Annotated in this window: 16 protein-coding genes and 1 pseudogene; all 17 read left to right on the plus strand. The window is 52.5% G+C overall.

What is annotated here, in order from left to right; translation table 11 throughout:
* Positions 1–720: 720 nt before the first annotated feature.
* A pseudogene (locus EH228_RS14690) lies at positions 721–1,509 on the plus strand (phage portal protein); the annotation flags it as partial.
* A complete protein-coding gene (locus EH228_RS14695) occupies positions 1,499–2,797 on the plus strand; it encodes a S49 family peptidase (RefSeq protein ID WP_193323357.1) in 1,299 nt (432 codons plus the stop codon). The pseudogene EH228_RS14690 and the gene EH228_RS14695, both read left to right, overlap by 11 nt.
* A 10-nt stretch (positions 2,798–2,807) precedes the next feature.
* Positions 2,808–3,131, plus strand: a complete 324-nt coding sequence (locus tag EH228_RS14700) for a head decoration protein (protein ID WP_152322375.1) — start codon at positions 2,808–2,810, stop codon at positions 3,129–3,131.
* A gap of 54 nt (positions 3,132–3,185) precedes the next feature.
* Positions 3,186–4,217: a major capsid protein gene (locus tag EH228_RS14705; RefSeq protein WP_152322376.1), complete on the plus strand. Its 1,032-nt coding sequence runs from the start codon at positions 3,186–3,188 to the stop codon at positions 4,215–4,217.
* A gap of 57 nt (positions 4,218–4,274) precedes the next feature.
* On the plus strand, positions 4,275–4,652 hold the full coding sequence (gpFI, locus tag EH228_RS14710) for a DNA-packaging protein FI (protein WP_152322377.1): 378 nt from the start codon (positions 4,275–4,277) through the stop codon (positions 4,650–4,652).
* Positions 4,653–4,654: 2 nt separating this feature from the next.
* Positions 4,655–5,014: a head-tail joining protein gene (locus EH228_RS14715; protein ID WP_152322378.1), complete on the plus strand. Its 360-nt coding sequence runs from the start codon at positions 4,655–4,657 to the stop codon at positions 5,012–5,014.
* Positions 5,015–5,017: 3 nt separating this feature from the next.
* Positions 5,018–5,677 (plus strand): hypothetical protein, encoded by a 660-nt coding sequence (locus EH228_RS14720; RefSeq protein WP_152322379.1) that lies wholly within the window; start codon positions 5,018–5,020, stop codon positions 5,675–5,677.
* A gap of 11 nt (positions 5,678–5,688) precedes the next feature.
* On the plus strand, positions 5,689–6,243 hold the full coding sequence (locus EH228_RS14725) for a hypothetical protein (RefSeq protein ID WP_152322380.1): 555 nt from the start codon (positions 5,689–5,691) through the stop codon (positions 6,241–6,243).
* Positions 6,236–6,796 carry a phage baseplate assembly protein V gene (locus tag EH228_RS14730; protein ID WP_152322381.1) on the plus strand — a complete coding sequence of 187 codons (561 nt, stop codon included), beginning with the start codon at positions 6,236–6,238 and terminating at the stop codon, positions 6,794–6,796. The genes EH228_RS14725 and EH228_RS14730 overlap by 8 nt, the downstream gene beginning before the upstream one ends.
* A 69-nt stretch (positions 6,797–6,865) precedes the next feature.
* A complete protein-coding gene (locus EH228_RS14735) occupies positions 6,866–8,320 on the plus strand; it encodes a phage tail sheath family protein (RefSeq protein ID WP_152322382.1) in 1,455 nt (484 codons plus the stop codon).
* Positions 8,317–8,823, plus strand: coding sequence for a phage major tail tube protein (locus EH228_RS14740; RefSeq protein WP_152322383.1), 507 nt, complete (start codon positions 8,317–8,319; stop codon positions 8,821–8,823). The genes EH228_RS14735 and EH228_RS14740 overlap by 4 nt, the downstream gene beginning before the upstream one ends.
* Positions 8,824–8,863: 40 nt before the next feature.
* The gene (locus EH228_RS14745) at positions 8,864–9,181 is read left to right on the plus strand and encodes a phage tail assembly protein (RefSeq protein WP_152322384.1); all 318 of its coding nucleotides are present in this window, start codon (positions 8,864–8,866) and stop codon (positions 9,179–9,181) included.
* An 81-nt stretch (positions 9,182–9,262) separates the two neighbouring features.
* Entirely contained in the window at positions 9,263–10,918 is a 1,656-nt protein-coding gene (locus EH228_RS14750) for a hypothetical protein (protein WP_152322385.1), read from the plus strand.
* Between the two features lie 5 nt (positions 10,919–10,923).
* Entirely contained in the window at positions 10,924–11,382 is a 459-nt protein-coding gene (locus EH228_RS14755; RefSeq protein ID WP_240116303.1) for a phage tail protein, read from the plus strand.
* A complete protein-coding gene (locus EH228_RS14760) occupies positions 11,357–11,572 on the plus strand; it encodes a tail protein X (RefSeq protein WP_152322387.1) in 216 nt (71 codons plus the stop codon). The genes EH228_RS14755 and EH228_RS14760 overlap by 26 nt, the downstream gene beginning before the upstream one ends.
* 1 nt (position 11,573) lies before the next feature.
* The gene (locus EH228_RS14765) at positions 11,574–12,641 is read left to right on the plus strand and encodes a contractile injection system protein, VgrG/Pvc8 family (protein ID WP_152322388.1); all 1,068 of its coding nucleotides are present in this window, start codon (positions 11,574–11,576) and stop codon (positions 12,639–12,641) included.
* A 9-nt stretch (positions 12,642–12,650) separates the two neighbouring features.
* On the plus strand, positions 12,651–12,986 hold the full coding sequence (locus EH228_RS14770) for a GPW/gp25 family protein (protein ID WP_152322389.1): 336 nt from the start codon (positions 12,651–12,653) through the stop codon (positions 12,984–12,986).
* Positions 12,987–12,989 lie beyond the last annotated feature (3 nt).

Here is a 12,989-nt window from a genome sequence, read left to right on the forward strand (position 1 = left end):
AAAAACGCGTGTTTTTAGTCATCCTGTTTACCTCTCTCTCAAAGAGTTTAGTCTCCAGGATTACCGGGATGGTTCACATCGTCAGGAAACCCGCATGGCGGACCCGCCGTTCGTCATGACCCTTTCACCAGCACAACACAGAAGGTCCCGGCACTGTCCGGGTTTTTTTGTGTCAGATAAAATCAGTGCAGATGTAATAATTGAGAAGGGAATTATTTTGCGGGTCCTTCCAGCCAGATCGCTAAGCCGGGGGTCGGAGGACGCGCGAAAAGTCGCCATATATGAGCATTTCCTGAGGTTGGTTGTTGTTTAGTAATTGAATCTATCAGCCTGAAATTAATAAATTAAGTGCAGCTGATACTACAACTGATACAGCAACTTTCATGTGATGGCTGGCGACGAATTCACCCGCAACAGTAATCTTCGAAAGCGGGACCCCATCCATAAAATTATTTACGCCAGGATTGCCGCGACAGAGATACATCACCAGGATGCTGGCGAGAGTGGACATTTACGCTGATGAATCGAAGTGGGAAACAGGGTTCGTTAAAGGAATTGTAGAAGGGGTTGGGCTCAAGGGGGTAAAGAAAAAGGTAAAGTAAGAGCAGTCTTTTCTATGCAAAGACGGTGTATTGCAATGTGTATTGCATTTCTGCTAATTCCTTCGATGTAATGCGATGTAACTAATTGTTAATAATGTAAATTTATTTTTATCTTTTCATAAAGGCGATGTATGCCGCCACCATCGAAAGTGAGCTTGATTCAGAAAAGGCGATGGAATTTATTCTGGGATCTGACGAGAAAGCCGCAGCAGATGGCGGGGCGGTAACAAAAATGCTCAGTCAGATGGTGGCGTATTACAGCGCCGCACAGGTCAAAATGGGCGGAGCAAAAGTGCCCCATCTCTACCCCGGCGACACGTTAAACCTGCAGTCAGCGCAGGATACGGATAACGGTTATTCCGCGTTTGAGCAATCCCTGCTCCGTTATATCGCTGCGGGGCTGGGAGTCTCTTACGAGCAGCTATCCCGCAACTATTCACAGATGTCCTATTCCACAGCCCGCGCCTCGGCTAATGAGTCCTGGTGTTATTTCATGGGCCGTCGAAAATTCATTGCCTCACGGCTGGCCAGTCAGATGTTTTTGTGCTGGCTGGAGGAGGCCATCGTGCGCGGTGTTGTCCGTCTGCCGCAGCGCGCCAGATATTCATTGCAGGAGGCCCGCAGTGCGTGGGGGAACTGCGAGTGGATTGGCGCTGGCCGGATGGCGATCGACGGGTTGAAAGAGGTGCAGGAGGCGGTCATGTTGATCGAGGCCGGTCTCAGCACGTATGAAATTGAGTGCGCAAAACGCGGTCATGATTACCGGGATATTTTTGCACAGCAGGTCAGAGAGACAATGGAGCGCCGCGCCGCCGGTCTGCAACCGCCAGCCTGGGCCGCCACCGCGTTTACTAACGGCCTGCAGCAGTCACAACAGGATGATAAAGAGGTACAGAATGCAGCGTAATCTGCCGCATATAGCCAGCATGGCGCTTAACGCCCCGTTAATGCTTGAACCCGCCTATGCGCGGATTTTCTTTTGCGCCCTGGGTTACCAGTTGGGGGCTGATCGTATCATCGATACAGTCAGCCAGACCACCCTGGAACGCAACGAGATGAGCGACGGGCTGTCACTCTTTGATGGTCCTGATCGTTCCGGTGTCAACGTCCGGAGTTATCAGGTCAAAGATCGTATCGCGATAGTGCCTGTCTCCGGGACACTGGTTAGCCGCTCATCATCACTACGCCCTTACAGCGGCATGACCGGTTACAACGGGATTGTGACCCGGCTGGAGCAGGCTGTCAGCGATCCCGGCGTAGACGGGATCCTGATGGATTTTGACACGCCTGGCGGCATGGTCGCGGGTGCGTTTGACTGTGCTGACATGATTGCCAGATTGCGTACCGATAAACCGATCTGGTCGTTATCAAACGATATGAGCTGCTCAGCGGGCCAGTTACTGGCCAGTGCATGTTCACGGCGACTGGTTACGCAAACCGCCCGCACGGGCTCAATTGGTGTTGTGATGGCGCACAGCAATTACAGTGGGGCGCTGGAAACAGAGGGGGTTGAGATCACGCTGATATACAGCGGTAAACACAAAACAGACGGGAATCCGTTCCAGTCGCTGCCCAAATCGGTCAGGCAGCAGCTACAAAGCAGCATTGACGCTACGCGGCAGATGTTTGCGGAAAAAGTTTCGTTGTATACCGGGCTCGGCCTGCAGTCCGTACTCGATACAGAGGCCGCTGTTTATTGCGGCGGCGAGGCGATCGACATCGGGCTGGCAGATGAGCTGGTCATTAACACAGACGCCCTGCAGGTGATGCGGGAATTTCTTAATACTAAATCAAAAACCGGAGTAAATATGTCACTGACATTACCGGCGCAGGTCGCCACAACAACCACCGCAGGGGCTGAAAACATCCAGGAAAATCAGGAAACCACTGCGGCCACGACCACAATCGATGCTGATTCAATAGCGAAAGCGGCAGCGCTGGCGGAAAACGAACGGATTATGGGGATCCTCGGCTGTGATGAGGCGAAAGGGCGTGAGTCCCAGGCTATGGCGCTGGCGTCTACACCCGGCATGACGCCGGAAAATGCAGTCCGCATTATGTCAGCAACGCCGCTCAGCGCGCAGGCACGGAGCGAAACCAGCCTTGACACATTAATGGCCGAAGCGCCCGGGGCGGTGTCTGCCGCTGCCGGTGTTGTATCGGATGTTGATGAACTTATGAACACACCAATTTAGGATTTCAGTCATGATCAATGAAGAAACATTCGAGTATCACCAACCCCTCGGGGGTAGCGATCAGGCACATACCGCCGTCGCGCCATCCGGCATTAGTTCCGCAACACCAGCGCTTACCCCACTTATGCTCAGCGGATCAACGCTGGTGGCCTGGGACGGTCAGGCGGCCGGGACGGCGGTTGGGGTTCTGGCCCTGGCGCTGGAGGGGGGAGAAACGTTGCTGACGTATTACAAAACCGGCACATTCCGGATCGAAGATCTGGTCTGGCCGGCGGATGTCGCTGAAGACGTCCAGCGCAACGCATTCGCGGGGACGTCCTGCAGCGTTGTGTAAACCCTCTCTTGTTAACAGGGCCGCAAAAGCGGCCTTTTTTTATGGGATTTTTTTATGAGCACGTCTCTTTATACGACCAGTAAACTCCTGGCGGTAACACGCCAGAAATTTAAATTTGATCCGCTGTTTCTGCGTTTATTTTTTCGTGAAATGTATGAGTTTGACACTGAACTGGTCAACCTCGCATTGATACCCGGCAATGTTGAAATGGCACTTTACATATCCCCAACAGTCTCTGGTGAGGTGATCCGCTCGCGGGGCGGGCTGACTCGTCAGTTTAAACCGGGTTATGTTAAGCCCAAACATGAAGTCAATCCGCAGATGACAATCCGGCGCCTGCCTGACGAGGATCCGCAACTACTGACCGATCCCGCCTATCGCCGCCGCCGAATTCTTCTCCAAAATTTGCAGGATGAAGAGCTGGCGATTCAGCAGGTTGAGGAACGCCAGGCTGTTGACGCGGTGCTGTACGGCAAATACATCATGACCGGGGAGCAGTTTGAGCCCGTTGAGGTGGATATGCAGCGTAGCGCGGCAAACAATATCACCCAGGCCGGATCAGCAGCGTGGACTGCGCAGGACCGTGACACCTTTGATCCCACCGACGACATCGAAAAATACGCGCTGGCGGCCAGCGGCATCATTAATATCTGCGTGATGGATCCCAAAGCGTGGGCGCTGTTCCGGTCATTTAAATCGGTAAAAGACAAGCTGGACACTCGCCGCGGTTCTAATTCTGTGCTGGAAACTGCGGTCAAAGATTTGGGACTGGCCGTTTCATACAAAGGAATGTATGGGGACATGGCTATTGTCGTCTATACCGGCGAGCATATTGTTGATGGTCAAAAAACCCACTATCTCCCGGATTACACAATGGTACTGGGCAACAATCAGGCTCGCGGTATTCGCACATACGGCGGCATACAGGATATTGAGGCAATAGGCGAAGGTATCACAAAATCCAGCCGGTACCCGAAAAACTGGATCCAGACCGGCGATCCGGCCCGTGAATTCACAATGACGCAATCCGCGCCGCTTATGCTGCTGACCGATCCGGACGAGTTTGTTGTCGTCACTCTGGCGTAACCCCTGGCGTAATCCGTTCAACTGGTCCCGTCCGGGGCCATTATTGAGAAAAAACCAATGTCAAAAAATGAATTGATTGCCCGCTTACTGGAGTTGGGTGAGTTGCTGGGTCGTGAAATTGATACAACAGGCACCATTGCAGAGCTTGAGCAGCGTGTTACTGAAGCGGAAGAAGAACTGAACGATTCCGATGACAGTTCTACCGATGGTGATTCTACCGAAGGGGGCGCCGTCGCTGGGGGTGATGCAGGTAGTGAGGGGAAACCATCAACAGGGCTGGTCCGGGTGCTGATGTTAAAAACCGCTCACATGCACGCAACGCATGAGACAAACGACGAACGCGTGGAAATTGCCCTGGCGGGTACGCACGTCCGGGTTACGCCTAACGATCTTGCTGCGCTGGAAAAAGCCGGTATCGCGCAAAAAGAGGATTGACGGTGGCCACCTTTGATAACATTTTTGACCGGGCAATGTCAGAGGTTGACAAAATTGTAATGGATACGTTCGGTGGGCGGGTCGTTGCAGTGATCGGAGGTGTTCAGCGTTCCATCAATGTGATTTTTGATGATGAGGACACCATCCAGCAAATTGCTGGGGGCCAGGTTGTTAACTCGCAACCAGAGTTGTTTTGTAATGCCGATGAAGTCGCCGGGCTGAAAAAGCACGACGCGGTTTACATTCACGGCGTTGCGTTTTATGTCACAGCGATTGGTCGCCCGGACGGCGATTCACTGACCGTAAAACTCGCCCATGGCAAGCCAGGGCGCCCGGTAAATGATATTGATGCCTGGAGTTAACGCATGGCTCGTGAAAGCAGGTTAAGGCGGGATCTTCCGGTTGATATTGATGTCAGCGCTATCTGGCGTATTGCTGAAAAAGTGGGGGCAACGCAGAAGCAGTTCAGAAACGCATACTCCCGCGCGCTGCGGCGTACAGCTGCAACGCTCAGGAAAAAGGCAATGGCTGATTTGAAAAGCGGCCTTGCCCCGCGCAGTTTGCAGATGATACGCCGGCGCATTCTGTCGTTCAGTATCTCCCGTGGATCTCAGCTGGATACAGCAAAACTCTGGTTTGGTCTGAACGCGATAAAAGTCAAAGATCTGAAAGGCAAAATCAGGGGGCGGATCCGGCCACATCATGACCAGCGTGATCCGGCAACTGGCCGTTTTATAAAGGCCCGCCGCCGGAAACAGAACCCGCCCGGTTTCGATCCCAGGGGGGCAATGCTGGCAGGAAAAACCTATGAAAATGGCGAGGTGTCACGCTCAAAGCGCGAGGGACGCCGGACGATTGTTATCCGCGATCCTGAAACCCGCCGGACCCGTGAGGCTGAGATTGATGTTTACGCCCCCATGCTGGATTACATAGAAGATCACGCGTTTGCAGAGGTCATGGACATTTTTATGCATCATTTTGAAACTGATCTGCGTGGGCGCATCAAAGCCCGCATTGATGTTTAAAGGGGGAACCGATGTCAGATCCTCTAATGATGGGGCGTTATCACGAAGCCGTGATCGGCGCGCTGCAGCGCATTTCATGGGTGCGTGATGCGGATACCTATCCGGAAAAAGACGCGCCAAAATTCTCCGGGCTCGTTACGCCAGCCGTGTATTTTGAGTTGAATGAGTGGACTGATAACGGCGGTACCACTGGCCAGCTTGAGGTTACGCTTGACTGCGATCTGTATGTTGTTGTTGATGCTGCCGGCGCGGGAAATGAGAAACCCGCGATATTCCTTCGCGCGGCCGCGGCAGATTTAACGCAGTGGATCAACGGCCAGCAGTTCGGCCTGTCCGGTGTTGAGCCAGCCACGTTTATTGCCGCTACTAAAGACGAATTTGATCCACGAATGGATGATTATCTGGTCTGGCGGATTACGTTTAATCAAAATGCCGCGTTTGGTGAGGATCCGTTTGCGTCAACTGGCCAACCACTTAAACAGGCTTGGCTCGGTATTGCGCCGGACATCGGACAGCAGCATGTAGATGATTATCGTCTGATTTGGGAGGCGGATTCTGATGGATGATGTGGTCGGCGATTTGCAGCGGCGGCTGGCAAATATAGTTCGCCGGGGTGTTATTCATTCGGTAAAACAGGGGGGGATCCCCAAATGCCGGGTTGAGCTGGGTGAAATCGTTACCGCCTGGCTCCCGCTGTGCCAAAGTTTTACCGGCGCGAACCGGTCTGATTATAACCCCGCCGCAGTCGGTGATCCGGTCACCGTGCTGTCAGAGGGGGGAGATTTGAATAACGGTCGTGTTTTCCCCGGATGGAACACAGAGGCCATGCCCGTGCCGGATGGCACAACCAGTGAACACATTACAAAATACAGTGACGGGACGGAGATCCGCTATAACCGCGCCGCGCACACTCTGACGATCACCCTGGCTGATGGCGGCAGTTATAAAATCACCGGAAATGTTGAAATAATCGGCAATCTGAATGTCGAGGGCAATATTGCATCTGACGGCGAAATATCAGACTGGCAGGGCAAAATGAGCTGGATCCGAGTGGTCTATAACGGACATACGCATTTCGAAACCGGATCAATAACCGGAGAACCCCTTAGCCCCATGTAGTATCAACAAAATTCAAATTCTAAATTACAGCCCCCGCGATTGCGGGGGTTTTTATATCCGGAGTTCAATATGTCTGAGTTACACGGCGTTGAAACAATAGAATTAACGTCCGGCACAGTGGCGGTAACAACAATCCAGACCGCAATCATCGGTCTGGTAGGCACCGCGCCGGCGGTGAATAGCGGCAGCGCGGCAACGGCAACATCGGGAACGCCAATTCTTGATAACGTTGTCACATTTACAGCTGAAACCGGCGCGGCGGGTAACAATTATTCCGTTGCCGCTGTGGGCGGCACACCTGCTGACAATTCAGCAGCAATCGCCACATCGGCAACCTGGGCCGACAGCGTGCTGTCAATCACGCTGGGTTGTGATGCTGACGGTACAATCACTGCCACGCCTGCCGATGTTGTTTCCGTGGTTAGTAATATTGCTAATTGTCCTGTAGTGGCCACCGGAAGCGGAGAGGGTGTGGTCAGTGCGTTTGACGTTCAGTTGACCGGCGGCGCCGATGAGCCGTTCCCGCTCTATACCCCGGTGGCTGTCGTGGGTACGACACAGATCACGGCACTGGGATCGGACGGTACTCTCGCCGAGGCTCTGGAGGAAATTAACTATCAGCGTAACGCGTTAACAGTTGTTGTACGTGTTGAAGAAAGCGCCACAGAGACAACGCAACGCGCCGCAATCCTGAAGGGGATCACCGCGCTTTCTAAAAGCAAATCGGTTACCTCATACCACCCCCGCATCCTGATAGCCCCCGGATTCAGTGAGGATGACGCGGTGGGTAAAGCGCTGGAGACGCAGGCCGGAAAACTCCGCGCGGTCGCGTATGTTGATTGCGCATCAATGGCGACGCTCCAGGAGGTAGTTTTACGTCGCCAGTCATACGGTGCGCGCACTGAATTACTCCGCGCGCGACCACAGGTCAGCAATGACGCCGGCGAACTGGTTTACCGCCCCTGCTCGGCATTTGCTGCGGGTCTCAGGGCGCGCATTGATTACGAGAATGGCTGGTGGTGGAGTAAATCGAATCAGGAAATTTACAACATCCTGGGTGTTGAACAGATTGACGAGTTTATTTTGGGTGAGGAAAACTGCGACGCTAATTTGCTCAACATGCAAAACATTTCAACAATCATCCGCCGCGACGGATTCAGGCACTGGGGTAACCGGCTGTGTGCAACTGATACGCAGTGGCGTTTTGAGTCTGTACGCCGCACTGCTGATGTTATTGAAGACAGCATTCAGCAAACAATGATGGAATATGTTGATCGTCCACTCGATAAAGAGAACGCCGACGACATTATCGAAACCATCAACTCCTATATGCGCTCCCTTGTCTCCCTTGGGGCCATATTTGGCGGCACCGCATGGCTTGATGAAGAGCTGAATACAGTCGAAACGATGGCCGCGGGCGTGCTTTACATAAATTACGATTTCGGACCTAAATCACCGACAGAGCGCATTTCCCTGCGGGTGCGCGTGAATAACAATTACGCACTTGAGGAGTTAGCGGCATGAGTGGGAAATCCATACAAAAGGGGTGGACGTTTTTCCAAAATGGCGTCCGTATTCAGGGCGCGCATGAATTTACGCCGCCAGTGATTGCAATCACAAAAACCGATCTAAGAACCGGCGCGCAGGATGCGCCAACACCGGTTGATGATGGCATGGAGGCGCTGACGTGTCAGATAAAATTCTATGGTCTTGATACCACTATGCTGTCGAGTTTCGGTTTTATCAGCGGTAGTAAACCGATGTTTACCGCCTATCAGGGCTATCTCAGTAACGGCGCGGTGCAGGGAACCATTGAAGTTGTTGAGGGTTTTGTGTTTTCCGTTACCCCGGATGCCCGCGGAAACAGCAACCTGGCCGAGAGTGCTACCACCGTTGATATTGCGGTCAGTTATTACAAAAAAAACCTGGACGGCATTGAACTGGTGGAAATTGATACCGAGCGGTTTATGCGGCGGATTAACGGCGTCGATCAGCTGGCGACCCTGGCCGCTAAAATTCGCGTTTGAATCCCGCAGCCTGATGGCTGCTTTTTTGTGAGAAAAATCCATGTACCCAGGCGAAACCAAAACTATCAAATTATATACACCAGTTACGATCACGGGTGACGTTGTGCTGACAGAAGTCAGCATGCGCGAGCCGGTTGTCCGTGACCGCATCCTGTTTGCAAAAGATCGTGGCACGGAGGAAGAAAAAGAAGCGCGGATGATTGCGTCGTTATGCGGTATTAGCGAGCAGGATCTCTATAAACTCACCGCCGCTGATTATATTCAGATGGAGGAGGCGTTTAACGTTTTTATGCTCCCGCCCGCGAAGCGACCGAAGGCGATATCCTCAGAATCATCCGAACCCTCGGGCGGCGATTAAATTTTTCCCTTTCCGATTATCTGGACATGCCAATTGGCACCCTGGAGCAACTGGTAAATCTGGAAATTGAGGAGGCAGAGCGTGGGCGGAATAAATCAAAATCTTAAGGCGACCATCCAGTTCGGCGGCAATCTGAGTGCGAGCTGGAAACAGTCTGCCGCATCACTAAAAAAAGGCCTGGCGGATGTCGGTAAACAGTCCGACAAACTGACTAAAGAGCAGACCCGGCTGGCCGCTGAACTCAAAAAAGCGAAACTGGCCGGACAGGCTGTCGCCTCACTTAAAAAGGACTATGCCGGGGTATCACGTGAGATCAAAAAGACAGAAGCGGAGCAGGAGAAGTTAAACCGGGCGCTAAAAAGGACCGAGCGGCTTGAGCGATTCAAAGGTCGCGGCGCCGGATTGCTCCGCCGTGGTATGGGCGTTGTTGGTCAGTTGGGCGGCATGATGGGGCCTGGTCTGGCCATCGGCGGCGGCGGCCTGGTGGCGGGAGCAATGGGCGCCCTTATCTCTCCCGCCGCCATCAATGCGCAAACTGCCGAGCGGGTGGGGGTGGCCCGCAGCTATGGTGTCAGTAGTGAAACGTTTAACGCCTGGGACGCGATAGCTAAACAATACGACATGAACGGCGAGAATTTTGGCGATCTGTTTGAAGAGTTTATGCATAAAGTCGGCGAATATCGGGAAACAGGCAAACTCGATACGCTGCAGGACGCAATGGACACCCTGGGATTTAAAGCCGGGGATCTGGCTGGGCTGAGTGGCCTGGAAATGTTTAACAAAGTGATCGAACAATCACTCGCAGTTGATGATGACAAAGCCTCTTATGCCCTTGATGCACTGTTTGGCGGTGAGGCCAGCAAATTATTAATGATTGTTAAACAGTCAGGCAAAAGCTATCGCGACCTGATGGAAGAGCAGAAGCGCTACACATTAATCACGGAAGCGGGCGCCGCAGGCGCAATGGAGGGGAATCGCGCGTTCAGCAATCTGCGGCTGGTTTTAACATCCGCAATTGCAGAGATATCCGGGCAGTTGGGTAATGAGCTGTCGCCTGATATCAAAAAACTGACTGATGATCTGGCGGAGTGGTTCAGAAACGGCGGAATATCGAAAATAACCCGTTTTCTTAAAAGTGATCTTTATCCTGGCGCATTAGCATTTGGTAACGGCATTGTTTATGTCGGTAAAGTCATTTTTGCATTAGCGAAAAAATTATCATGGCTGCTGCCTGATGAAGACGAGGATAAAAAAAATGTTCTAAAACTTCTGGGTCAGACCGGATCTGTTGATTTTGCCCGCAACCGGGCGCAGTCCGAAGGGATTGGCGACTGGTTTGATCAGCAACTCAGGGACAACCCTGATTTTGTTGAACGGGTAAAAAAATCGTACAGCGATACGCATGGGCTTTTTAGCGATGATGAAGAGGCATTTTCGCGACAGATGGAGCGCTACACAGGTAAACCGGGTGGCATGTTCAGCCTGGATGATACGTCTGGCGACTCCACTGGTGTGATCGGCGGCTGGCCAGCGCTTGCGCAGCAACTTAGCGGCGCAGGCGGGCGGGTGGGGCAACAGGAGTTTACTAACAACAGTCGTAACTCGTTCAATATTGAAATTAATGTTGCTGATGCAGCTGACGGCCGCGGGATCGCCAATGAGGTGATCGACCGGGTTAAAAGCACCAGCGTTTTTGATGGCAGCAATTCTCTCTATGATACTGGGTATAACTGGTAATGGTAATGTTGGGTGAAATTACAGCGAGTTCTGACAGTCAGTCGGAAACGACAGAAAACGCCGAACCCCGCGTAATGATGATGCTGGGTGATTTTGCCTTTTCTGTCGATACTACCGCGTACAACCAGATGGCTCGCGAAGCGTCCTGGCGCTGGCCTGATCAGGAGCGGATCGGTAAACAGGATCTGCTCCAGTACACGGGAAAAGCCGCGCGCACAGTGAAATTTGATGGCGAGACGCACGCTTTTTTTAGAAATGGCGTGGGCGCCGTTGATGACCTGTACGATTTAGCGGATCAGGCGCAGCCCCTGCAGCTGGTTAGCGGGAATGGTGACGTGCTGGGCTGGTGGGTGATCACTGATTTTTCAGATACGGTAACAAAATTTCTGCCGGCTGGCGGATATCGTAACAAGACATGGACAATGACGATTAAACACTATGGCGACGATCTATCAAACCCGTGATGGCGACGTCCTGGACGCCATTTGTGCTGATCATTACGGCACTGACAATCTGGCCGCTAACGTGCTGACCGTTCTGGACGCTAATAGCGGGCTGGCAGATCGCGGCGCTGTTTACCCTGCTGGCGTGCAAATTACATTGCCGGACATTGTAACAACTGTCGCAACTTCTTCTAATTCTCTATGGGATTAAAATGGCTGATGATAACCGCTACGCTCCCGCGTTCAGCATTGTGGCGGAGGGAAAAGACATAACGGCTATTCTGCAAAAATATATGAGCGAAATAACGCTGACGGATTTCGGGGGCGCAACGCAAAAATCTGATGAGCTGAAAATATCGGTAACGTCACCAACACTAAAACTCCCATCCAAAGGTGCGCGGCTGAGGCTCGGGATGGGGTTTGGCGGTAATTTGCAGGACAAGGGCTGGTTCGTGGTCTGCGGCGTCAGCAGCAGCGGACCGCCGCGTAAAGTAGAGATTTACGCCACCGCGGCGCCCATGAACGCCAGCAAACAATCCGGTAACGTACAGAGTCATAAAACCCGCAGTTGGGACTCTCTGACGCTGGGGGATATTGTGAAAACGGTGGCGGCAGATAACGGACTTATTCCGCGCGTCGCTGAAAAACTGGCGGCGATTAAAATTGATCACATTGATCAGACGGCAGAATCTGACGCAAATCTAATGAGCCGCCTGGCCCGCACGTATAACGCTGTCAGTAAACCCGCCGGTGGTTACTGGCTTTTTCTTGAGCAGGGAACCGCTACTACGGCATCGGGAAAACAAACCGGCAGCATAACGATTACGCCGGATCAGCTGAGCTCATGGTCATACAGTGACGGCTCCCACGGAAACACGTCCGGAGATAAATCTAATAAAATTGGTGTTAATTATTTTGATGAGGCAGATGGTAAAACAAAATCTGTCTCAATAGAGCATGACGGCCCCGCCATTTATAACCCATACACGCAGTTTAATAAATCTACGGCTGAATGGGGGGCTAAATCGCGTAAATCGAATGCGGCCCGCAATGGCAAACGTATGACATTAACGGGTCCATGCCTGCCAGAACACATCCCAATGACGGCGGAATGTCGTGTCATTACATCGGGGTTTGGGGAGGTGGAGGATCGGCAATGGCTGGTTGAATCCCTGAGTTTTTCTCTCACAACCCGCGGTCTGTCGTTTTCATGGAGTCTTGCGCTGGATATCAGCAAAAAAGAGTCCGGAACGAAAAAAGGGCCGGCTTATTTTAGCTAACGGATAATTATGAACGGAACAGACAGAAAGACGGGCCAGCGCCTGTCGGGTCGCGCACATCTTCGCCAGTCGGTCGTCGATATTCTGACCACGCCGGTTGGCTCCCGTGTCATGTTGCGTGACTACGGAAGTGATCTCCCTGATCTCGTTGACCGGCCGCAGGATGGATTGACGAAACTAAAAATCATTGCAGCCACGGCCTCGGCATTAGCTAAATGGGAACCGCGCCTAACAGTGAATACTGTCAATGTAGCCCGCGATGGGGATGGTGTTTTTGTCCTGTCAATAGAGGGTGTCAGTAGCGAAGGGAACGAAGTGGTTACCATTGATGGAGTGAAAATCTGATTT

The organism is Erwinia endophytica (assembly GCF_009295515.1).
GTDB lineage: Bacteria > Pseudomonadota > Gammaproteobacteria > Enterobacterales > Enterobacteriaceae > Erwinia > Erwinia endophytica.

What these genes read in the sequence shown, in the direction of transcription:
- EH228_RS14695 (WP_193323357.1), top strand. Translation starts at nt 1,499, where the DNA reads ATGCAGCGTAATCTGCCGCATATAGCCAGCATGGCGCTTAACGCCCCG.
- EH228_RS14700 (WP_152322375.1), top strand. Translation starts at nt 2,808, where the DNA reads ATGATCAATGAAGAAACATTCGAGTATCACCAACCCCTCGGGGGTAGC.
- EH228_RS14705 (WP_152322376.1), top strand. Translation starts at nt 3,186, where the DNA reads ATGAGCACGTCTCTTTATACGACCAGTAAACTCCTGGCGGTAACACGC.
- gpFI (WP_152322377.1), top strand. Translation starts at nt 4,275, where the DNA reads ATGTCAAAAAATGAATTGATTGCCCGCTTACTGGAGTTGGGTGAGTTG.
- EH228_RS14720 (WP_152322379.1), top strand. Translation starts at nt 5,018, where the DNA reads ATGGCTCGTGAAAGCAGGTTAAGGCGGGATCTTCCGGTTGATATTGAT.
- EH228_RS14725 (WP_152322380.1), top strand. Translation starts at nt 5,689, where the DNA reads ATGTCAGATCCTCTAATGATGGGGCGTTATCACGAAGCCGTGATCGGC.
- EH228_RS14730 (WP_152322381.1), top strand. Translation starts at nt 6,236, where the DNA reads ATGGATGATGTGGTCGGCGATTTGCAGCGGCGGCTGGCAAATATAGTT.
- EH228_RS14735 (WP_152322382.1), top strand. Translation starts at nt 6,866, where the DNA reads ATGTCTGAGTTACACGGCGTTGAAACAATAGAATTAACGTCCGGCACA.
- EH228_RS14740 (WP_152322383.1), top strand. Translation starts at nt 8,317, where the DNA reads ATGAGTGGGAAATCCATACAAAAGGGGTGGACGTTTTTCCAAAATGGC.
- EH228_RS14745 (WP_152322384.1), top strand. Translation starts at nt 8,864, where the DNA reads ATGTACCCAGGCGAAACCAAAACTATCAAATTATATACACCAGTTACG.
- EH228_RS14755 (WP_240116303.1), top strand. Translation starts at nt 10,924, where the DNA reads ATGTTGGGTGAAATTACAGCGAGTTCTGACAGTCAGTCGGAAACGACA.
- EH228_RS14760 (WP_152322387.1), top strand. Translation starts at nt 11,357, where the DNA reads ATGGCGACGATCTATCAAACCCGTGATGGCGACGTCCTGGACGCCATT.
- EH228_RS14765 (WP_152322388.1), top strand. Translation starts at nt 11,574, where the DNA reads ATGGCTGATGATAACCGCTACGCTCCCGCGTTCAGCATTGTGGCGGAG.
- EH228_RS14770 (WP_152322389.1), top strand. Translation starts at nt 12,651, where the DNA reads ATGAACGGAACAGACAGAAAGACGGGCCAGCGCCTGTCGGGTCGCGCA.